The organism is Pseudoalteromonas sp. US3C1013 (assembly GCF_048401115.1).
In the GTDB taxonomy this organism is placed as follows: Bacteria; Pseudomonadota; Gammaproteobacteria; order Enterobacterales; family Alteromonadaceae; genus Pseudoalteromonas; species Pseudoalteromonas undina.
Map to the genome: position 1 here is coordinate 2,083,710 of NZ_CP183075.1, position 22,186 is coordinate 2,105,895.

Annotated in this window: 19 protein-coding genes; 5 read left to right on the forward strand and 14 right to left on the reverse strand. The window is 41.5% G+C overall.

Annotated elements, in window-relative coordinates; translation table 11 throughout:
• Position 1: 1 nt before the first annotated feature.
• The 7 genes from ACNSN2_RS09745 to lpxB form a co-directional block, all read right to left on the reverse strand.
• On the reverse strand, positions 2 to 343 hold the full coding sequence (locus tag ACNSN2_RS09745; RefSeq protein ID WP_054202423.1) for a hypothetical protein: 342 nt from the start codon (positions 341 to 343) through the stop codon (positions 2 to 4).
• Positions 340 to 564 (reverse strand): tRNA lysidine(34) synthetase TilS, encoded by a 225-nt coding sequence (gene tilS, locus ACNSN2_RS09750; protein ID WP_418607194.1) that lies wholly within the window; start codon positions 562 to 564, stop codon positions 340 to 342. Before tilS (ACNSN2_RS09750) ends, ACNSN2_RS09745 begins: the two co-directional genes overlap by 4 nt.
• Positions 561 to 1,871 (reverse strand): tRNA lysidine(34) synthetase TilS, encoded by a 1,311-nt coding sequence (tilS, locus tag ACNSN2_RS09755; RefSeq protein WP_418607196.1) that lies wholly within the window; start codon positions 1,869 to 1,871, stop codon positions 561 to 563. The genes tilS (ACNSN2_RS09750) and tilS (ACNSN2_RS09755) overlap by 4 nt, the downstream gene beginning before the upstream one ends.
• A gap of 132 nt (positions 1,872 to 2,003) precedes the next feature.
• Complete coding sequence (gene accA, locus ACNSN2_RS09760; protein ID WP_008110950.1) at positions 2,004 to 2,960, reverse strand: acetyl-CoA carboxylase carboxyl transferase subunit alpha; 957 nt, start codon at positions 2,958 to 2,960, stop codon at positions 2,004 to 2,006.
• A gap of 16 nt (positions 2,961 to 2,976) precedes the next feature.
• The gene (gene dnaE, locus ACNSN2_RS09765) at positions 2,977 to 6,468 is read right to left on the reverse strand and encodes a DNA polymerase III subunit alpha (protein WP_055012774.1); all 3,492 of its coding nucleotides are present in this window, start codon (positions 6,466 to 6,468) and stop codon (positions 2,977 to 2,979) included.
• A gap of 2 nt (positions 6,469 to 6,470) precedes the next feature.
• Positions 6,471 to 7,070 carry a ribonuclease HII gene (gene rnhB / locus ACNSN2_RS09770; protein ID WP_010388148.1) on the reverse strand — a complete coding sequence of 200 codons (600 nt, stop codon included), beginning with the start codon at positions 7,068 to 7,070 and terminating at the stop codon, positions 6,471 to 6,473.
• Positions 7,060 to 8,217 (reverse strand): lipid-A-disaccharide synthase, encoded by a 1,158-nt coding sequence (gene lpxB / locus ACNSN2_RS09775; RefSeq protein WP_418607200.1) that lies wholly within the window; start codon positions 8,215 to 8,217, stop codon positions 7,060 to 7,062. Before lpxB ends, rnhB begins: the two co-directional genes overlap by 11 nt.
• Positions 8,218 to 8,510: 293 nt before the next feature.
• Between lpxB and ACNSN2_RS09780 the strand changes: the two genes are divergently transcribed.
• Genes ACNSN2_RS09780 through cydC form a run of 5 tightly spaced genes read left to right on the forward strand, consistent with a single transcriptional unit; the run spans position 8,511 to position 14,901 of the window.
• Positions 8,511 to 10,094: a cytochrome ubiquinol oxidase subunit I gene (locus tag ACNSN2_RS09780; RefSeq protein ID WP_010388142.1), complete on the forward strand. Its 1,584-nt coding sequence runs from the start codon at positions 8,511 to 8,513 to the stop codon at positions 10,092 to 10,094.
• Complete coding sequence (gene cydB, locus ACNSN2_RS09785; protein ID WP_008110962.1) at positions 10,091 to 11,230, forward strand: cytochrome d ubiquinol oxidase subunit II; 1,140 nt, start codon at positions 10,091 to 10,093, stop codon at positions 11,228 to 11,230. Before ACNSN2_RS09780 ends, cydB begins: the two co-directional genes overlap by 4 nt.
• A 12-nt stretch (positions 11,231 to 11,242) precedes the next feature.
• Entirely contained in the window at positions 11,243 to 11,407 is a 165-nt protein-coding gene (gene cydX / locus ACNSN2_RS09790) for a cytochrome bd-I oxidase subunit CydX (RefSeq protein WP_008110965.1), read from the forward strand.
• A complete protein-coding gene (gene cydD, locus ACNSN2_RS09795) occupies positions 11,397 to 13,172 on the forward strand; it encodes a thiol reductant ABC exporter subunit CydD (protein ID WP_418607203.1) in 1,776 nt (591 codons plus the stop codon). Before cydX ends, cydD begins: the two co-directional genes overlap by 11 nt.
• Complete coding sequence (gene cydC / locus ACNSN2_RS09800; protein ID WP_418607205.1) at positions 13,165 to 14,901, forward strand: thiol reductant ABC exporter subunit CydC; 1,737 nt, start codon at positions 13,165 to 13,167, stop codon at positions 14,899 to 14,901. Before cydD ends, cydC begins: the two co-directional genes overlap by 8 nt.
• Positions 14,902 to 14,913: 12 nt before the next feature.
• On the opposite strand, the gene ACNSN2_RS09805 is transcribed toward cydC, so the two are convergent.
• The 7 genes from ACNSN2_RS09805 to rseP form a co-directional block, all read right to left on the reverse strand.
• Positions 14,914 to 15,306 (reverse strand): septal ring lytic transglycosylase RlpA family protein, encoded by a 393-nt coding sequence (locus ACNSN2_RS09805; RefSeq protein WP_138622692.1) that lies wholly within the window; start codon positions 15,304 to 15,306, stop codon positions 14,914 to 14,916.
• A gap of 136 nt (positions 15,307 to 15,442) precedes the next feature.
• Positions 15,443 to 16,213 (reverse strand): acyl-ACP--UDP-N-acetylglucosamine O-acyltransferase, encoded by a 771-nt coding sequence (gene lpxA / locus ACNSN2_RS09810; RefSeq protein WP_008110972.1) that lies wholly within the window; start codon positions 16,211 to 16,213, stop codon positions 15,443 to 15,445.
• 2 nt (positions 16,214 to 16,215) lie between these two features.
• Positions 16,216 to 16,668, reverse strand: a complete 453-nt coding sequence (gene fabZ / locus ACNSN2_RS09815) for a 3-hydroxyacyl-ACP dehydratase FabZ (RefSeq protein WP_008110974.1) — start codon at positions 16,666 to 16,668, stop codon at positions 16,216 to 16,218.
• Between the two features lie 27 nt (positions 16,669 to 16,695).
• The gene (gene lpxD / locus ACNSN2_RS09820) at positions 16,696 to 17,718 is read right to left on the reverse strand and encodes a UDP-3-O-(3-hydroxymyristoyl)glucosamine N-acyltransferase (RefSeq protein WP_418607208.1); all 1,023 of its coding nucleotides are present in this window, start codon (positions 17,716 to 17,718) and stop codon (positions 16,696 to 16,698) included.
• A gap of 7 nt (positions 17,719 to 17,725) precedes the next feature.
• Positions 17,726 to 18,244: an OmpH family outer membrane protein gene (locus ACNSN2_RS09825; protein ID WP_010388129.1), complete on the reverse strand. Its 519-nt coding sequence runs from the start codon at positions 18,242 to 18,244 to the stop codon at positions 17,726 to 17,728.
• 11 nt (positions 18,245 to 18,255) lie between these two features.
• Positions 18,256 to 20,727, reverse strand: coding sequence for an outer membrane protein assembly factor BamA (bamA, locus tag ACNSN2_RS09830; RefSeq protein ID WP_054202493.1), 2,472 nt, complete (start codon positions 20,725 to 20,727; stop codon positions 18,256 to 18,258).
• A 105-nt stretch (positions 20,728 to 20,832) separates the two neighbouring features.
• The gene (gene rseP, locus ACNSN2_RS09835) at positions 20,833 to 22,185 is read right to left on the reverse strand and encodes a sigma E protease regulator RseP (protein ID WP_054202415.1); all 1,353 of its coding nucleotides are present in this window, start codon (positions 22,183 to 22,185) and stop codon (positions 20,833 to 20,835) included.
• Position 22,186 lies beyond the last annotated feature (1 nt).

Consider the following 22,186-nt stretch of genomic DNA (forward strand, 5'->3'; position numbering starts at 1 on the left):
GCTACTTTTTTAATATAAAGTATTTGTAAATTAGTAGCATGGTGCAAAAACCAAAAAAGAAGCCACTGAGTAAATTAAGTAATGCCGCAATTGTTGCAAGCGGTGTAAAAAGCACCAACAGTAAAGGCGTACTCACTCCTAAAATGAAAAACACGCCCCCTTTACCCAACCAGTAGGCAAGTAAAATGGCGGCACATACCATACCACCCAATACAGCGTAGCCGAGGGTAGTAATATTAAGGGTTAAAAATACATTCGATAAAACCGCAATCAATAGCGTAATTAATATGCCAATGGGTGCCTTATTGATAAGCGACAGCCCAACATGGGGTTGTTGACTCATGATTTATACTCCCAAATAACACCATTTTCATCTTTATGGTTATCACTAACAAAATAACCAACCACTTGCACTAGCTCATCATTGTAAAAAATTAATGGAATATCAGCACGGAGCCAAGGCGCTACTTTTGCATCCGATAAAACCGCAATCAATAGCGTAATTAATATGCCAATGGGTGCCTTATTGATAAGCGACAGCCCAACATGGGGTTGTTGACTCATGATTTATACTCCCAAATAACACCATTTTCATCTTTATGGTTATCACTAACAAAATAACCAACCACTTGCACTAGCTCATCATTGTAAAAAATTAATGGAATATCAGCACGGAGCCAAGGCGCTACTTTTGCATCTTTAAACCAATGTTTAAGCGTATTACTACCTGGTTTTTTGAGTGGTTTAATACGCGCACTATTGCAGTCAAAGCGCACACTAACTTTTTCATCAGTTTTAGGCGCGCGTACACCCACCCCTTGCAAACATTGTAGTATTTTTCCGTCATTAAGCACTAGTTCGTGACTTGTTACCCGTTCAATATTAACGGCTAATGGCGTCGGTTGCACAAAATACAGATAACCTTGATGGCGGCGTATTTGCCCACCACTTAGCTCAATAACCATTTGCGCATCAGCTTGCGCATGAATAGCCTGACTCATTATTTGCATTAACTGTTTTTGCGAAGGCATGGTATGGGTAAATAGAGCCAGCCATGCGCGCAGAAGATTCGCAATACGAATAGCGCTGTAATGAGTCATATTTTGTATATTAAGCGCCTGATGTTGGTTAAGACACTGTGCGAGATCTTGCTGGGTATATTCATCAAGCAGTGTTTGTTGCTGCTGCAATAATTCAATACTTCGTGCTGTACACTGCTCAAACCCAGTAAAACGCTCTGCCAACTTAGGCACTATTTGCTGGCGCAAAAAATTACGATCAAAGCGCTCATTGGCGTTGGATTCATCGGTAATATGGCTAATATTAAATTGCTGGGCAAACGCTTCTATCTCGCTGCGTTTTACCGCCAATAATGGCCTATAGCACTCACGGCCACTTTCAAGCACGCGAGTTTGCTGCATAGCGCCGAGCCCTTTTAAGCCTGAGCCGCGCTTTAAACGAAGTAAAAATGTCTCTACTTGGTCGTTTAAATGCTGGCCTAACAAAATGACACTATCACTTGGGCTATATTCATCAAGCGCTTGATAACGAGCTTCGCGAGCCTGCGCTTCAATACTGGTGCGCGATTGCTGCTTAATAATGACGTGTGCCGCTTTAAAATCAATTGAAAGTTGCTCACAACGTGCTTGGCAAAATTGCTGCCAGTGATGGGCGTTATCACTTAAGCCATGATTTACATAAATTGCACTTAAATTTAATTGTGGGTACTGCTGTTTTAACCCATGCATTATCTGCAACAACACCACCGAATCTACGCCACCAGATAAGGCTACAGTAAATGTGAATTGCCCGTTTTCTATATAATGATTGAGGGCTTTTTGTACCTGCAGATAAATATGTGATGTGTGCATTATTATAACCAATGAGTGAATTGCTAATAACCCGAATAAAAAAGGCTCTACGTTACGGTATTTTAAAACAAAAAAAGCCGCATAGGCGGCTTTTTTCTATATTTGGCTATGTTTAGCTATGTTTAGCTATGTTTAGCAATAACCAAACGACATTAAACGCTTGTAACGTTGATCAAGCATCTCTTCAAGCGATAACGCTTGTAAGTCTGCTAAATCGCGCTTAAGGCGAACTTTTAAATTACGTGCCATGGCATCATAATTACGGTGTGCACCACCTAGCGGCTCATCAACTAGGTTGTTGATTAAATCTAGCTCTTTAACGCGCTCGGCTGTTACACCCATTGCTTCTGCTGCAAGTGGCGCTTTATCAGCACTTTTCCATAAGATAGAGGCACAGCCTTCTGGTGAAATAACTGAGTAAGTGCTGTATTGCAGCATGTTTACTCTGTCGCCAACACCAATCGCTAATGCACCACCTGAACCACCTTCACCAATAACAGTACAAATTGTAGGTACTTTTAGTGCGGCCATTACTTTTAGGTTACGTGCAATTGCTTCAGACTGACCACGCTCTTCTGCGCCAACACCTGGGTATGCACCTGGGGTGTCGATAAAGGTCATGATTGGCATTTTAAAACGCTCAGCCATTTCCATTAAGCGCAATGCTTTACGGTAACCTTCTGGTTTTGGCATGCCAAAATTACGTTTAATTTTTTCAGCAGTACCACGGCCTTTTTGCTGACCGATCACCATAACAGGTTCACCATCTAAACGAGCAACGCCGCCTAAAATTGCAGGGTCGTTAGCAAACGTACGATCACCCGCAAACTCGTCAAATTCCGTAAAAATACGCTCGATATAATCTCGAGTATAAGGACGCAGCGGATGACGTGCTAGCTGTGATACTTGCCAAGCACCAAGTTCAGAGAAAATTTTCTCCTTCATTTGTGCGCTCTTTTCTTTAAGTTTGCTGACTTCCTCTTCTAATCCAAGGTCTAATTCGCCAGCGCGGCTTACATTTTGTAATTCTTCAATTTTTGCTTCTAATTCTGCGATTGGAAGCTCAAAATCAAGATAATTGAGGCTCATGCTCTAAACTACCTAATTAGTTAAATTCTAGTTCTACATTTTGCGCTGCCATCAGCGATAACTTATGAATTAAGTCGTCACTTGGCGTAACACACCATTCGATCCCTAGGGTTAATTGCACCAACGCATCGGGGCGTTGATAATATACCTTGATCGGACACGTTCCCATTTTGTATGGTTCGAGTACTTTTTGTAATTTATCGAAGAAACCAGCCTCGATCTGCACCATATTCAGCGTCATCTTAATCGCTTTTATACGCTTTTCACGCGCCTGAGCAATGGTGTTTATTTCTCTGGCGGTCATTGTAATACCACCAGAGAAGTTATCAAAGCTGACCTGTCCGGATATCACCAAAATATTATTGATTTGCAACATATCTTGGTACATTTCAAACTGTTCTGGAAACAAGCGTACATCAATTCGGGCGCTTTTGTCATCTAAAGTTATCAAGCCCCAGCGATTTCCTTTTTTATTAATTAAGGTTCTCGCGGCAATCACCAAGCCCGCCCCAGTTGAGACTACATCACGGTTAGTGGGCTGCAAATCAATGAGTCGGCCTGAGGTGTAATGCCCAAGCTCTCGTCGATACTGGTTTATAGGATGGCCAGTTAAATAAAGGCCTAAGGTATCTTTTTCGCCATCAAGCCACTGATTATCTGTAAGTGGTGTGGCTTTAATAAACGCTTGCTCTACTTCGTCAGGCTCTGTGGCCAGTAAACCAAACAAGTCACTTTGCCCTAACAGCTCAGCTTTGTTGTGTTGATCGGCTGCGCGCATTGCATCTTTTAAACTTGCCAGCAGCGTTGCTCGCCCTGGTTGATTTTTTTCTGGTCCTAGCTGATCCAATGCACCTGCATAAATTAATTTTTCGGTGACACGTTTATTTAAGCGTTTTAAATCAACACGTGCACAAAAATCAAATAGGTCCTTAAATGGACCGCCTTTTGCTCGCGCTTCTAATATGGCATCAACGGGAGCCTCACCCACGCCTTTAATTGCTCCTATACCGTAAACAACTTCACCTTGAAGATTAACAGTAAACTTGTATTCACCGGCGTTTACATCGGGCGGTAACAAAGTGAGTTTCATGTTTTCACACTCATCCACCAGCGTTACTATTTTGTCGGTGTTATCCATATCGGCCGACATTACCGCAGCCATAAACTCGGCCGGATAATGGGTTTTCATCCACAGCGTTTGATACGATACCAATGCATAAGCTGCTGAGTGAGATTTGTTAAAACCATAACCCGCGAACTTTTCAACCAAGTCGAATATTTTTATTGCAAGCTCGCCATCAATGCCATTATTACGCGCGCCCTCTTCAAAGGTTGAGCGCTGTTTTGCCATTTCTTCGGGCTTTTTCTTACCCATGGCACGACGTAACATATCGGCGCCGCCTAGTGTATAACCGGCCAGCACCTGCGCTATTTGCATAACTTGTTCTTGATATAAAATAATGCCGTAAGTCGGCTCAAGAATCGGCTTTAAACTTTCGTGTTGATATTGCGCATCGGGGTATGAAATTTCTTCTCTGCCGAGCTTTCGGTCGATGAAGTTATCTACCATGCCTGATTGCAGTGGACCTGGACGGAACAAAGCAACAAGGGCTATCATATCTTCGAAGCAATCGGGCTTTAATCGGCGAACTAGGTCTTTCATGCCGCGTGATTCTAGCTGGAATACTGCGGTGGTTTCAGCGCGCAGCAGTAGTTCGATACTTTTTTTATCATTCAGTGGAATGGTGTTGATATCAACCGGCTGTTTGCCTTCACGCTTTAAGCGCTCGTTGGTCATATCCACTGCCCACTGTAAGATGGTCAGCGTACGTAAGCCTAAAAAGTCAAACTTAACCAAACCGGCGGTTTCTACATCGTTTTTATCAAACTGAGTAACCGGAAACTTGCCTTCATCATCACAATAGAGCGCAGCAAAATCGGTAATTGTGGTCGGCGATATTACAACGCCCCCTGCGTGTTTACCGGCATTACGGGTACAGCCCTCAAGAATACGACACATGTCGATTAAGTCTTTAACTTCTTCATCGCCGTCGTAGGCTTCTTGCAAACGAGGTTCAACTTCAAACGCTTTGGCTAAGGTCATTCCCGGATCGCCCGGAATAAGCTTAGAAATACGATCAACAAATCCATAAGGATGACCAAGTACCCGGCCAACATCGCGTATAACCGCCTTGGCCGCCATAGTACCAAAAGTAATAATTTGCGATACCGCATCACGGCCATACAAGGCCGATACATGATCAATTACTTCATCACGTCTATCCATACAAAAATCGACGTCAAAGTCGGGCATAGAAACACGTTCTGGATTCAAGAAGCGCTCAAAGAGTAAATCGAACTCTAGTGGATCAAGGTCGGTAATTTTAAGCGCATAAGCTACTAAGGAGCCCGCACCTGAACCACGCCCTGGACCTACAGGAATATTGTTATCTTTACTCCATTGAATAAACTCCATTACGATCAAGAAGTAACCAGGAAATCCCATTTGGTTAATTACATCGAGCTCTATCTTTAAGCGCTCATCGTATTCGCCGCGTTTTTCTTGGCGCTCTTGTTCATCAGGAAATAAAAATTGCAGTCGTTCTTCAAGTCCATCTTGTGAGACTTTAACCAAAAACTCATCAATTTTTAATGAGCCTGTAGGGTAATCTGGTAGGAAATACTCACCTAATTGAACGGTTACATTACAGCGCTTTGCGATTTCTACGGTATTTTGTAACGCCTCTGGAATATCACTAAATAGCTCTGCCATTTGCTCTGGCGTTTTTAGGTATTGCTCTTGTGAAAAACGCTTTGGTCGGCGTTTATCATCTAGGGTATAACCATCAAAAATAGCCACCCGAATTTCATGGGCTTCAAAGTTTTCTGGCTTTAAAAATACCACTTCATTGGTAGCCACCACTGGCAGTTGCTCTGTGGTTGCAAGCTCCACTGCCATATGCAAATAATTTTCTTCTTGAGCACGGTTGGTGCGAATAAGCTCAATATAATAATGATCGCTAAAGTGCTGCTTATAAAAGCTTACCACCGACTCAACAATAGCGGGGTTGCCTTTTATTAATGCTTTTCCTAAATCGCCATCTTTAGCACCCGAGAGTATGATGAGCCCCTCTTTTAAATCAACTAACCATTCACGGTCAATAACTGGACGATGAAACACATGACCACGTTGGTAAGCTTTAGAAATCAATAAAGTAATATTTTTATAGCCAGTGTTATCTTTAGCTAATAACGTTATTCGGCTTGGCTCATCAGGGAATTCTGGGCTACGTACCCAAAAATCAGCACCAACAAGTGGCTTGATACCTGCGTTATGCGCTGCGCCATAAAAACGCACTAAACCACAAAAGTTCATTTGATCGGTAATTGCCAGCGCTGGCATTTCAAGCTCTTGTGCTTTAGCGACTATTGGTTTGGTTTTTGCCAAACCATCAACCATCGAAAAGTCTGAGTGCACTCGTAAGTGAACAAAATCAGGAGTTGGCATAATTACTCCTTACCCGAAAGCGCAAGCACACGCTGCACCGGTTTAAAGCTCTTACGATGCTCATCTATAGCGCCGTATTGCTCAAGCGCTGCAAAGTGTGCTTTAGTTGGATACCCTTTATGCCCTGCAAACCCATACTGTGGATAGCGCGCATCAAGTTCAATCATTTCATCATCACGAGCCACTTTTGCTAAAATAGATGCGGCTGAGATTTCAGCGACTAAGCTATCGCCTTTCACCACCGCTTGGGCGGGCATAGCTAATTTAGGTAGGCGGTTACCATCTACAAACACAAATTCAGGCACGGTACTAAGTGCTTCCACTGCGCGGCTCATAGCAAGCATAGTGGCTTGTAATATATTTAGCTCATCTATTTCGCTTGGACTACAACGGCCAATGGCGTAACACAGTGCTTTTTCTTTTATTTCAGTGGCTAATAATTGACGTTTTTTATCCGTTAATTTTTTAGAATCGGCCAAGCCTGCGATTGGCTTATTGGGATTTAAAATAACAGCGGCAGTAACCACGTCGCCCACCAGCGGTCCACGACCCACTTCATCTACACCGGCAATTAGGGTTACATTAGGTCGTTCAATTTGCATTTATTAACTCCGCCACTGCATTTGCAGCTTGTTTACTTGCATCTAATCTAATTTTTTCATGTATGGCTAAAAAGCGGGCTTTTAATTCTTTATTGTCACTATTTAGCATAGGGGTAAGTGCTGCTGTTAAATTAGCGACATTACACTCGCTTTGCAAAAACTCTGGCACTAACTCTTCGTCTGCTAATAAATTAGGTAACGAAAAATATTTAATATTAAAGGTAAATAAGGTTTTAAAAATCCAATAACTCATGGGTTTAATTTTATAACCAACCACCATTGGTTTTTTATATAACATGCCCTCAAGCGTTGCCGTACCTGATGCCAGTAATATGGCATCGGCGGCTTGCATGGCTAAATTTGATTGCCCATCCAGTAAGTTAACATTAAGTGAGGGGGCTGTGGCATTTAAAATAGCAATAAACTGCGCTTTGCGCTTTTCGTTCACCAGTGGCACAACGACTTTAAGCGCTGGGTTCTGTGCTTGCAACTGAGCCGCTGTTTCTATGTAAGTTTCACTTAACAAGCCCACTTCTGAGCCCCGGCTCCCGGGTAATAACGCTAACACCTTGTCATCAGCACTTAAGCCTAATTGGCTGCGGGCTTGGCTATCATCGTGCTCAAGTGCAATGTCGTCGGCTAATGTGTGGCCTACAAAAGTACACGGTACTTGGTGCTTGTCGTAAAATTCTTTTTCAAAAGGCAATAAAGCCAATACTAAGTTAGTGGCTGCACTTATAGTGTGAATGCGTTTTTCACGCCACGCCCACACTGAAGGGCTAACGTATTGCACAGTTTTAATACCCGCATCTTTTAACGGTTTTTCTACACGTAAATTAAAATCGGGCGCGTCAATGCCTATAAACACATCAGGAGGATTATCAATAAAGTGCTGTACTAACTGCTTGCGAATTTTTAGCAAGCGCGGTAAACGGCCAAGGACTTCAACCAACCCCATAACCGACAGTTCATCCATATCAAACAGCGTTTTGCAGCCTTGAGCTTGCATTTTAGGACCTGCAATACCTTCAAAGATTGCATCAGGAAAATGCGCTTTAAGCGCTTTTATCAGCCCTTCACCTAAAATATCGCCCGACAGTTCACCTGCCACAATACCAATTCGTAGTTGTTTTTTATCTTTTTTCATTTGCTATTTTTTCACAAGTAAACCCGGCGTTCATACCGATTAGTTTACCGTGTTTTAAGGCTAGGTTAAACGCTTAAAACGCACCACTTTTTTCTAGCTTACTCTTAATTGATGATTGCGTATTTTATAGACTGATGTAATGTCATAGTATATTAAAGTTTTCTAATATATATATTGACAAAATTTGTACAAACGCCAATAATGATGCAAACTTTCAGAAATTACTGAAAGTTTATTAAGAACATTAACAATTGCTTTGTGCTGTCACTGCATCACAACCAAAGGAGCCAAAAATGATAGATGAAACCTTTGTGGATCTATCGCGATTACAGTTTGCTGTCACCGCTCTATTTCATTTTTTATTTGTGCCGTTAACAATCGGTATGACCTGGATTTTAGTTATTATGGAATCGGTTTATGTTATGACCGGTCGCGAGATTTATCGCGATATGACTAAGTTTTGGGGCAAGTTATTTGGTATTAACTTTGCTATTGGTGTGGCTACCGGCCTCACCATGGAATTTGAGTTTGGTACTAACTGGTCGTATTACTCTCATTATGTGGGTGATGTATTTGGTGCACCACTGGCTATTGAAGGCTTAATGGCCTTCTTTTTAGAATCAACCTTTGTGGGGATGTTCTTTTTAGGTTGGGACAGGCTCTCTAAACGCCAGCATTTAGGGGTAACATTTTTAATGGCGCTGGGCACTAATATGTCTGCGCTATGGATTTTAGTTGCTAATGCGTGGATGCAAAACCCAGTCGGGGCAGAGTTTAACTATCAAACCATGCGTATGGAAATGACTAGTTTTGCAGAGCTAGTATTTAACCCTGTAGCGCAAGTTAAGTTTATTCATACTGTGTCTGCAGGTTATGTTGCGGCGTCTATGTTTGTGCTTGGGATTAGTAGCTGGTACATATTAAAAGGACGTGATTTGGCATTTGCTAAACGTTCGTTCTCGGTGGCATCAGGCTTTGGTTTAGCCTCTATTTTATGTGTTATTTTACTCGGTGATGAATCTGGCTACGAAGTCGGTGAAGTACAAAAAGTAAAACTCGCCACCATTGAAGCTGAATGGCATACCGAAGAAGCCCCCGCAGCTTTTACCATGCTAGGTATTCCTGACTCTGAAGAGCAAGTAACTCATGCTGCGGTTAAAATTCCTTACGCATTAGGTATTATTGCAACGCGCTCACTTGATGAACAAGTGATTGGTATTTCAGATCTTGAGAAAAAACACGAGAAGCGTATTCGCAATGGCATGATTGCTTATGAATATCTAGAAAAACTTCGCGCAGGTGACGATACCCCTGAAAATATCGAAAAGTTTGATAACGTGAAAGATGATTTAGGCTATGGCTTATTACTTAAACGTTATACCCCTAATGTAGCAGATGCCAGTGAGGCACAAATACAACAAGCCGTTAAAGACTCCTTCCCTAAAGTGGGTCCTATGTTTTGGTCATTTAGGATTATGGTTGGCTGTGGCGTGATCATGCTTGGCGTATTTATCCTTGCTTTTTATTACAACGCCCATCGTATTATTGAACAAAAACGTTGGTTGTTGTGGGCCGCAGTATTAAGCATTCCTCTGCCTTGGATTGCCATCGAGTTTGGTTGGATTGTGGCTGAATATGGCCGCCAGCCATGGGCTATTTCTGAAGTGTTACCGACCTTTTTAGCAACGTCATCGCTGACGGTAAATGATATTTTAATTAGCTTAACTGGTTTTATTGTTTTCTATACTGGATTGGCGATTGTTGAAGCATGGTTAATGATTAAATTTATTAAGCAAGGACCAAGCTCCCTTCATACCGGTAAGTACCATTTTGAATTACCTGATCACAGCTCGGCTGCTAAAGGAGAACTATCATGATTTTTGATTATGAAACATTAAAAATGCTCTGGTGGTTAATTATTGGTGTGCTGTTAATTGGTTTCGCCATTACCGATGGTATGGATATGGGCGTTGCCATGTTGCTACGCTTAGTCGGCAAAACAGATTCTGAACGCCGTACCGTTATTAACACTATTGGCGCCCATTGGGATGGTAACCAAGTATGGTTTATAACCGCAGGTGGCGCTTTATTTGCAGCATGGCCTATGGTGTATGCGGCAGCATTTTCTGGTTTTTACTTTGCCATGATGCTGGTGTTATTTGCATTATTTTTTAGACCTTTAGGTTTTGATTATCGCTCTAAGGTTGACTCTAAACGCTGGCGTAATAACTGGGACTGGGGCTTGTTTGCCGGTAGTGCCATACCTGCGCTGGTATTTGGTGTAGCGTTTGGTAACTTGTTTTTGGGTGTACCGTTTCATATCGATAATTTATTGAGAGTTAGTTATCAAGGGTCGTTTTTTGCCTTACTTAATCCGTTTGCGCTCATTGCCGGCTTAGTTAGTATTACCATGTTAATTGCACACGCGGGAATGTGGCTACAATTGCGAACCGCTGATCAAGTTGCTGAGCGCTCAGGACAATATGGTCGCTACTCATTACTTGCCTTTATAGTATTATTTGCAGCGGCCGGTGTGTGGGTTGCCAACCTAACAGGTTATCAAATTGCCTCTATGGGCGACACCCAAGGTCATGCAGATCCATTGGCAAAAGTAGTTACCACGGCTCAAGGCGCATGGCTTAATAACTACAGTGAACGTCCATGGACAATGACCTTCCCTATTTTGGCATTTGCGATGGCACTGTGTGCACTCCTGTTTTCTAAATTGAATAAGCCCGCTTTGGGATTATTAGCAACCAGTGTGATGTTAATTGGGGTGATTATGACTGCGGGCGTTTCATTATTTCCGTTTATTATGCCTTCAAGCAATAACCCTGATATTAGCTTAACAATTTGGGATGCGGTATCGAGCCACAGAACACTCAATGTTATGTTCATTGCTGTGGTTATATTTGTGCCACTCATTTTAGCCTACACCACCTGGTGTTATGTGAAAATGTGGCGCAGAGTGACCGTTGATGAAATTGAAAATAACCCTCACGGCAGTTATTAAGGAGACTAAATTATGTGGTATTTCGCGTGGATTTTAGGTGTACTGCTTGCTTGTACCTTAGGCGTTATAAACGTGATGTGGTATGAATTTCATCAAAATAAAAACAGCATTGCTGATGATGAACAAGCCACCCATGATTTATTAAACGAGCATAATACAAATCACAATGACGACTAATCCCCGACCAAATCGCGCGCAGCAACAACCCCTGCGCGCTTTTTTAAAGCAGCAGAGTAAACCGGCGGCAATGTGGTTAAAGCTAAGCATTGCACTTGGAACAGTTAATGCAATTTTAATGATTGCAGGAGCTTACTTACTCGCGCAAACCATTCATGAGGTGATGTTTGAAGGGCATAGTTTAGCCCAAGTAACCCACTATTTATGGCCTTTAGCGGGTATTATTTTACTGCGTGCCATTTTCTTAGCACTCAGCGAGCGATTAAGCGCATTTGCTACGCTTAAAATTAAATCGGCTATTCGCCAAACCTTACTCGATAAACTCACACAACTCGGCCCAAGTTATATAGAGCAACATGGCCAAGGTGCAACGCTCAACACGCTGCACAATGGCGTAGAAGCACTCCATGACTACTATGCAAAGTACTTACCTGGGGTTGCCTACAGTGCCCTTATTCCTATTGCAATATTAGTGGTTATATTTCCGACCGATTACAAAGCAGGATTAATATTTTTATTAACCGCGCCACTTATTCCCTTTTTTATGATTCTAGTTGGCCACAAAGCCGAGGCACTTAATCAAAAACGTTGGCAACAACTGGCAGTACTAGGAAACTATTTTTTTGACCGCGTACAAGGGCTTACTCAACTAAAACTATTTAATGCCACACGCAAAGAACTCAAACAAATCGCGCGTATTTCCGATGACTTTAGACACGCAACGCTAAACGTGTTAAAAATTGCTTTTTTATCCTCTTTTGCTCTGGAGTTTTTAGCCACAATTAGTGTGGCACTGGTAGCGGTAATTATTGGCTTTAGATTATTTTTTGGCACCCTAGATTTTGCTACTGGCTTTGTAGTGCTGTTACTAGCACCTGAATTTTATTTACCCCTTCGCCAATTAGGCAGCCATTACCATGCACGCCTGCAGGGAATTAGTGCTGCTGCAGATATGTTGATTATTTTAAATGCACCACTGCCCGAAAATGATGATAGCCACACAGCAAAGATCAATGTTAATGCTAGTAGAACTATAAGCATCCATGAGCTCAACTTTAGTTACCCTAATAGCAATGAGGGAATAAATAATATTAATTTAACCCTGCCAAGCACAGGACTAGTAGCCATTGTCGGAGCTAGCGGCTCAGGTAAGAGCACCCTACTTGATTGCATGCTTGGTTTTCACCCAGAAGTAATACAACATATATCCATTGACCAACAACCATTGACAACCGCGGATATAAGCCAATTACAACAAAACATTGCATGGATCCCACAAAAGCCAACCTTATTTTACGACACCCTAGCCGCCAACATAAAATTAGGTAACCCAGACGCTTCATATGAAGCACTTGTACATGCTGCAGAGCAAGCAGGTGCGCTGGAATTTATTAACGAGCTACCCGATGGCTTTAACACCTTAATAGGTGAGCAAGGTGAAGGGCTATCTGGCGGGCAAAAACAGCGTATAGCATTAGCTCGTGCATTTTTAAAACACGCCCCTATTCTAATGCTCGATGAGCCAACCGCTCATTTAGATAGTCAAACCGAGCAACTCATTCAAAACGCTATTGCTGAGTATGCAAAAAACCACTTGGTGATCACCATCGCACATCGCTTAAATACAGTAAAAAATGCTAAGCAACTTATCGTTATGGAAAACGGCTGCATCGTTCAACAAGGCGATTTTAAAGCGCTCAGCCAGCAATCTGGCGAATTTGCAAAGCTGCTAAAAACAGCAAAACAAGGGGTAACTAATGGCTAATTTTATTCGTTTACTCAAATTGTGCCGCCCTCATTATAAAGCGATGCTTTTAGGGACGTTTCTAGCGTCACTCACGGTGCTAGCTAATGTAGGCTTACTCGCTATTTCAGGCTGGTTTTTAGCTTCTATGGCAGCCGCAGGAATTGCCGGCGTCCATATGAACTACTTTACCCCAGCTGGCACCATCCGCTTTTTAGCGATTGTGCGCACCGCCTCACGTTACGCTGAACGCTTAGTTACTCACAACGCCACATTTTTATTGTTAAGTGAAATACGAGTAAACATGTTCGCCACACTCAGCAAGCTTAATAACCTTGATTTAGCTATGAGCCGCAGTGCCGATTTAGTTAATCGCTTACAAAACGATGTAGACGCATTAGATAAGTTTTATTTAAATGTGTTGCTGCCGATGTTAGTAGCTTTGCTGACTGTGCCTATTATTATGCTGTTTATGTCAGCCTACAATGTAAATGTCGCCCTTATTTTTTTTGTTGGGATTATTATTATTGGGGTGATTATACCGGCAATATTAAGTAAGCAATTAGATAAAAATAGTCACCAAGAAACCTTACTTAGTGCACAACTTAGAGCAGAGCTGTCAGACACTCTTACGGGCCTTAGAGAACTAAATATTTATCAAGCTCGAAACCAACAACTCACTAAGTGTGATCTGTTAAGTGAGCAGTATAATCAGCAATTATTTATTCGTCATAAGGCTCTTGGCAACGCTGATGGCTTAAGCTTACTCATAGTGCAATTAGCTATGCTTTCCAGCATTGTTACTATTGTGCCGCTAGTGTTTAGCGGTGCTATGGTCAATGTAGAGCTGGCGATGTTGAGCCTGTTTGTGCTTGCCAGTTTTGAAAGCGTATTGTTACTGCCTAACGCCTTTATTGAGCTTCCTAATGTACTAAAAGCAGCTGAGCGACTCTTTATTCTTGAAGACAAAACGCTTAGCACAAACAATGTATCAACCACAGATATTGAGCTATTAAATAAGCACTGGGCTTTGTCGTTAAATAATGTCAGCTATCACTATGGCCAAAAGCAGGCATTAAATAATGTGAGTTTTGAGCTCCCCGCGAAGCAAAAAGTGGCTATTGTTGGTAGAAGCGGCAGTGGTAAAACTACCTTAGTGAATTTGCTCAGTAGTTTATGGCCACTGCAGCAAGGAACAATAAACTTACAAAGCGACAAAGAAATCATAAGCCTGCATGATTTAAATAATGAGAGTCGTGCAAAGACATTAAATATTTTAGCTCAGCAGCATCATATTTTTGATGGCACATTAAGCGAAAACCTTGCTTATGCAGCTCCCGATGCAACCTCGCAACAAATGATAGCAGCATTAACACAGGCAGAACTTGGTGGTTGGTTCTCTGAGCTCAAACAAGGGCTGAAAACCCGTTTAGGTACCGGCGGGCGAAATGTGTCTCAAGGTCAATCAAGACGTATAGCCTTGGCACAGGCCCTGCTGCAAAAACCCGCCATTTTAGTACTCGATGAACCGACTGAAGGGCTCGATAATATCTCTAAACAAGCTGTTATGAACAGTGTTTTACAGCTGAAAGAGCATGCCAGTGTTTTAACAATTACTCATGATCCAGCGTTATTATCGCAAATGGATAGTGTCATCTGGTTAGATAGCGGACAAATCATCGCTCAAGGTTCACATCAACAACTGCTCAATGAACACCCTGACTATGTGGCGTTAACGACCCGCTTTTAGTCCTTAGCAGTATTACTTATTATCAATAACGGTGACCGATACATCAATAACGCCGACTTTAGGGTCGGCTATTTTTTTAAACATCGCCTTAGATAAATCTATAATTCGCCCCCGAATATAAGGACCCCTGTCGTTAATTCTGACCACCACTGACTTATTATTAGCAATATTAGTAACGTTTACTCGTGTACCAAACGGGAGCTTTAAGTGAGCAGCTGTTGCCGCTTGTTGACTAAATCGCTCGCCACTGGCAGTAAGTCGGCCGTGGTACTTATCAGCATAAAATGATGCTTTACCTTGCTCTGCAACATCACGTTGTTGATTATTTATATTACCTGGCGCAGTACTACAGGCGGCCAAAATCACCGACAGTACTGAAAGCAATACTAACTTTATTAGTTTCATTCTTTATACTTTATTGAAAAATGTAGAGGGAGTGTAATAGGACGATACTGAGTAGAGACTGAATTATTAATCAGCTAATAAAAAACCACCTTGATTACTCAAAGGTGGTTTTTTAATTTGTTAAAAATGCTATTTTTTAACGCACAATACCGCGTTCTGAGCTTTTAACGAAATCAATCATCAATTGCACTGCTGGAAACTTTGCAGCATCTTCAGCAAGTAATTCAATCGCTTCATCAACACCTAAGCTCTTGCGGTAAAACGCTTTATAAGCGCGGCGTACTGCCATGATTTCATCACTTTCAAAACCACGGCGTTTCATGCCTTCAGTATTGATTGCTGCAGGGCCTGCTGGCATACCAATGGTGGTAACAAATGGAGGTACGTCTTTGTTTACCCCCGAATACATACCAACAAATGCATGCGCACCAATTTTACAAAATTGATGAACACCTGAGTTACCCGCTAAAATAACCCAATCACCAACATGAACGTGACCCGCTACACTGGCATTATTTGCAAAAATAACGTTATCGCCAATTACCGCATCGTGTGCAACGTGGGTGTAAGCCATAAATAAGTTATTGCTGCCTATTTTGGTAACACCTTCATCTTGAATTGTACCGCGGTGGATAGTCGCACATTCACGAATCACATTATTGTCGCCAATAATTAAACTGGTTGGTTCGTTGTTATATTTTTTGTCTTGGCAAGCTTCGCCCACAGAGGCAAACTGAAAAATATGGTTACCAGAGCCAATAGTAGCAGGCCCTTTAACAACAACGTGAGACTCAATAATGCAGTCATCACCAATAACAACATCATTACCGATGTAACTATATGGTCCAACTGACACATTGTTACCAAGTTTTGCACCCGGTTCGATTATTGCCGTAGCATGGATCACAATTAAAACTCTCTTCTAGCACACATGATTTCGGCGCTACACACTGTTTTGCCGTCAACTTTAGCTTCAGCCGCAAATTTCCATATGTTACGACGCTCTTTTAAAAACTTAACATGAAGATGCATGGTATCACCTGGCACAACTGGCTGCTTAAAACGCGCGTTGTCTACAGCTGCAAATAGGTAAAGTTCGTTTTCGCTACGATTTTCAACCGTTTTAAACCCTAATAGACCCGTTGCTTGCGCCATTGACTCTAATATTAGCACACCAGGAAAAATCGGCTGATTTGGGAAGTGGCCAGTGAAAATAGGTTCATTAATCGATACATTTTTAATTGCATGCAATGATTCACCTGGGGTGAAATCGATTACACGATCAATTAGTAGCATCGGGTAACGGTGCGGTAATAAACTTAAAATTTCTTGAATATCAAGGCTATTTAATTCGTTTGCCAAAATAGCATCCTTTTTAGTGTTCAACGTTCATGACTTGTTCAATGCTTCAAGCGCTTTTAGACGTGATTTCATGTCTGAAAGGTTGCGCAAATGAGCAATTGATTTTCGCCATTCTTTGTTAGTCGTATGAGGCATACCAGATGAGTAAATACCTGGTTCGGTGATTGATTTGGTCACCATACTCATGCCGGTAATTATAACACCATCACACACAGACATGTGACCGTTAATTGCGCTCATGCCGCCAATCTGGCAATTTTTACCTATGGTGACACTGCCTGCAAGTACAGTACAACCGGCAATAGCGGTGCCTGAGTTAACTTCAACGTTGTGTGCTATTTGACACTGGTTATCAATAATAACGTTACTGTGGATAATAGTATCATCAAGCGCACCACGATCTATCGTGGTACTTGCGCCAATTTCTACTTTATCGCCAATGATCACAGAGCCTAATTGTGGAATTTTAAGCCACTGACCACGTTCATTTGCATAGCCAAAGCCATCACTACCAATGACAGTGTTAGCTTGCAATAAACAATCTGCGCCAATCTCAACATCATGATAAATGCTCACACTTGGCCAAAGTTTGGTGCCTGAGCCTATTTTAGCACGTTCACCAATAAAACTGTTCGGACCAATTTGTACGTTATCACCAATTACAGCATCAGCTTCAATTACAACATTAGCACCAATGGCTGCACTTTTGCTCACTTGTGCACTGGCATGTATTACCGCACTCGGGTGTATACCACTATTTGCACTACGAGGTGTAGTATCCATAAACTGAGCGAGTTTGGCATAACAAACATAAGGATTGGCAACGATGATTTTATTGCCTGAAAAGTAAGGCGCATCGTCAGGGCTGAGTATCACCGCACTGGCCTTTGTTGTCTCAAGCTGAGATCGATATTTCTTGTTCGCTAAAAATGCAATATGCCCAGTATGGGCATTTGCAAGTGTCGCTATTTTTTTAATTTCTAAAGCGCCATCACCTTGAAGCTCGGCGCCTAGAAGTTCCGCAATTTGCGAAAGCGTATAATTTTGCATAGATTAATTATTTCTTACTTACAGCTGTTACTACTTTTTCAGAAAGATCAGTTACTTCTTTAGGATTAAAGTAAATAGTTGTGTCTTTTACTTTAACTTCGTCAAAATCACCTTTTTTAGCAATCTCTTGGATAGTTTCAATGATTAAAGTCTGAACTTTAGCCAACTCCTGATTTTGACGTGCTTTAATTTCTTGCTCTAACGGACGGCCCTTTTCAGCAAGGTTTTTTTGCATACCCTGGATTTTATCACGTAATGCGTCTTTTTGGTCTTGACTCATTGTGGTGCTTTCACGCTTAAACTTTTCAGCTTCAAAGCGAATATCGCCCTGTAACTTTTCAAGCTCTTGACGGCGCTCAGCAAATTCAGTTTGTAAAGACTGTTCGATTTTAGCCATTTGTGGAAGCTGCTTGTAGATTTCTTGCATATCTACAATACCCACTTTATGAGCAAAAGCATTAACTGATGTACCCATCATAAGTGTAGCTAAAACGGCAACTGCTGTTGATTTGAATAATTTTTTCACAAAAAACTCCTTTAGAAAGTGTTACTAATATTAAAACTGATGGTCTTGGTATCGTCATCTTCTTCTTTTTGCAACGGATACGCAAAGCTGATCAGCATAGGACCCATAGGTGAGATCCATTGTAATGATAAACCGGTTGCAACCCTAAAGCGCATTGGGTCTGAGTAGTCATCTAATTTTGCACGCTCATCAATACCTAAGTTTTGATAACGATCAACGTTAAACTCGGTATCCCAAACGTTGGCAGCATCAACAAAGAAACTAGTACGTACCGAACTGGTATTTTCTTCATCTAAGAACGGTGTAGGAACAATAAGCTCCATACCTGCAACGGCTTTCGCGTTACCACCTATACGGCCTTGAGGTTGCAATACATCAAACTCAGATGCTCCACCAATATTACCTGTGGTTGTACCATCACCTGATGGCGTGCCTGGTATAGATTGTGGTATTCGTGATACTGCACGCGGTAAGATAGTATTTCTATCAAAGCCACGTAGTTCCATTTCTGTAATACGGAAATACTCTTGGAATGGAAGCGTCTGCTCATACCCATTAGTAGAGCCATAACCATTACCGTAACCTAATGCCGCACGCGTTGAGAACACCCAACGATGGTCGTTTGAAATCGGCCAGTAAAAACGTGAATCGTAATTTAATTTAAAGTATTTTAAATCTGAATTCGGCGTTGTAGCTGTTAAGTTCAATGTTTGTCTTGAGCCAGCTGTTGGGAACAAACCACGGTTCACCGTTACACGCGACCAACCTACACTTAACTCATACTTGGTAAACTCAAAGCCCGCATCAGGGTTCTCTGGATCGAGGAAGGTTTCACGTAATACACGTGTTTGCTCATATTCAGCGATATCTGATAGTTCTTCTTCTATCCAACGAGCCCCAAAGTTAATACGATTTATAGCATCAATTGGAAAACCAATGTTAGTCCCAAGGCCATAACTTTTTGACTTATAGTCAATTAAGCTAAACTGGCTAGCATCGTAGTTACTGTAAAAAATGCTGCTGCCTTGCGATACGCCATCTGGCGTAAAGTAAGGGTCTGTGTACGACACACTGACACGCTCAGAGCCACGCGAGGTATTAATGTTAAAGCCAATTTGGTTACCTGTGCCTAAAAAGTTAGATTCAGTTACACCAATATTAAATTGCAGACCTAGGTACGAACCATAAGCAAGGCCGGCATTAAAGCTACCCGCAGATTGCTCTTTAACAGTAAAATCAACATCTACTTGGTCATCCACACCGGGAACAGGCACCACATTAAAGTCAACAGTTTCCATATAAGGCAAACGTTGAATTTGTAATTTAGAACGCTCAAGATTTTGGTTAGATAGCCATGCACCTTCAAGCTGTGTCATTTCACGACGTAGTACTTCATCAGCTGTATTTTGGTTACCACCTACAATAATTCGACGAACATAAACACGTTTTCCAGGGTCAACCGACAAAGTTAGTTGTACTTCTTGGTTTTCGTCATCAATTTCTGGAATGGTGCGTACTTCAGCGTTAGCATATCCAAAACGAGCTAAGTAACTTTTTATAAACTCTTCTGAAGAAGTCACCACCGAGCCGTTATACAACTCTCCGGTACGAAGTGGGATAACACTTTTTATTAGTTCTTCTCGGCCGAGTAAATCACCGATAAAATCAAAGCCTTTCACTTTGTATTTTACACCTTCGGTGATATTTGCCGTTACATAAACCGATTCACGTTCAGGACTAACTGATACTTGAGTTGAATCAATATTAAAACGCAAATAACCACGGTCTAAATAAAAGCTACGAATTTTTTCCAAATCGCCTTCAATGGTTTGTTTTTGATAGCGATCGCTACCCATAAACTGCCACCAAGGTAAATCTTGTTGCGACTCTGCAAGCTGAAGTAGCTCTTCGTTTGAAAAAAGTTCATTACCAACTAAGTTGATTTGACGAATAGAGGCTGCATCGCCCTCATCAAACTCGAGTCTCAATTTAACTCGGTTACGTGGGAGCTTAGTGATACTTATGTCCACTTTTGCATTGTATTTACCAATGCTATGGAAAAACTCAACTAAGCCTTTTTCAATATTATCGATAACCGTTTTATCCAGTGGCTCGCCTTGACGAATATCTTGTTGATCAAGCGACTGGTTTAACTGCTCATCTTTTATGTCTTTATTGCCATCAAATTCAATAAAGCTAATTGTTGGGCGTTCAGTTACTTTAAAAATAACGTTATTGCCATCACGCAACGCTTTTATATTGTCAAAGTGACCTGAGCGATAAAGTGACTTAATTGTTTTTGAAATTGTATATTCATCAACATTGTCGCCCACGTTGATAGGAATATGCGTTAATGCAGCACCAAGTGCGACACGTTGCAATCCTTCAACTTTTAAATCTTCAACAATAAAGGAGTTTTGGCCTAGGGCTGCAAAACTTGCACCCAATAAACTTGAAACTACCAAATGTTTTTTTATAGCCATTTTATTATCTTTATCCTTTACAACTGTATTACCGCTTAGCATCGAAAACTAAATAGTTACGAGCTTTACAATCGTGTTCTAATTTGTCGTCACCACGCTTAAATACTACAAGCGCGATACATCATTGAACAAAGCGAAACATGTTAGAAAAATGAGTAGCAAGGCTCCCACTTTAAAACCAAACTCTTGTGTCTTTTCAGAGACTGGTTTTTTACGAAAAAGTTCAATTATGTAATACATTAAGTGCCCACCATCAAGCACTGGCAGAGGAAGTAAATTAAATACTCCCAAATTAACGCTGATCAAAGCTAAAAAGCTTAAAAATGCGACTAATCCGTAACTAACACTTGTGCCGGCACCGACTGCAATGCCGACGGGCCCACTTAAATTTTTTACTGATACTTGACCAGTAATTAAGTTACCTATCATGTCAAAACTCAGCGTAATTAAACGCCATGTTTCTTTTGTGCCCAGCACAATACTATCTAGAGGCCCATAATGTCTAGTCTCAACAAAATCATCAGGCCACTGCTCTACAACCGGAGCAACACCTAAAAAGCCTTGTTCAACACCATTACTGACAACTCGGCTGTTTGGGGTCACTATTATTGTTTTTATACTATCTTGTCTTTTTACACTAAATTGTAAGGATTTGTTAGCCGATTGAGTAATAAGATTAACTAATTGCTGCCAACTGCTCATTGTTTCGCCGTTTACAGCCAAAATAATGTCGTCAACCTGTAAATTTGCCTGTTCAGCAGCAGAGTCTTTAGTAATCGCCGCGATAGTGAGTGTTGCTTGAGGGCGAAACGGCACAATCCCCAACGAGCTCAATGGCGGTACATCTTGCTGATCAAGCTTCCAACCATCGAGGTTGAGAATTTGCGTTGTTTGTTGATAATTTTCATTACGTAAAGTAACGGCAACACTTTTATCACCCAAGTGCGACATCAAAGAAAAAGTCGCATCTTGCCAATTAGTAATATCGTCATCACCAATTTTAATTATTTGCTGAGTAGACGTAATGCCTGCTTGTTCTGCTCTACTGCCTTCAACAACATTACCTACAACCGGTTTTATTGTTTGCACACCCACCATATACATGGCCGCTAAAGCAAAAATAGCAAATAAAAAGTTCGCCATAGGCCCAGCAGCCACAATAGCTATTCGCGCTTGAACAGATTTAGCATTAAACGATAAATGACGTTGATTTGCGGGTACTTCATCAACACGCTCGTCTAACATTTTTACGTAACCACCGAGTGGGATTGCCGCGATCACGTATTCAGTATTGTATTTATCGTGCCATTTTAATAAAGGTTTACCAAAACCAATTGAAAAGCGCAGTACCTTAACGCCCGCCTTACGAGCCACCCAAAAATGACCGTATTCGTGAACGGTCACTAAAATTCCGAGTGCGAGTATAAATGAGCCTAAATTCCAAAAAAAATCGAACATT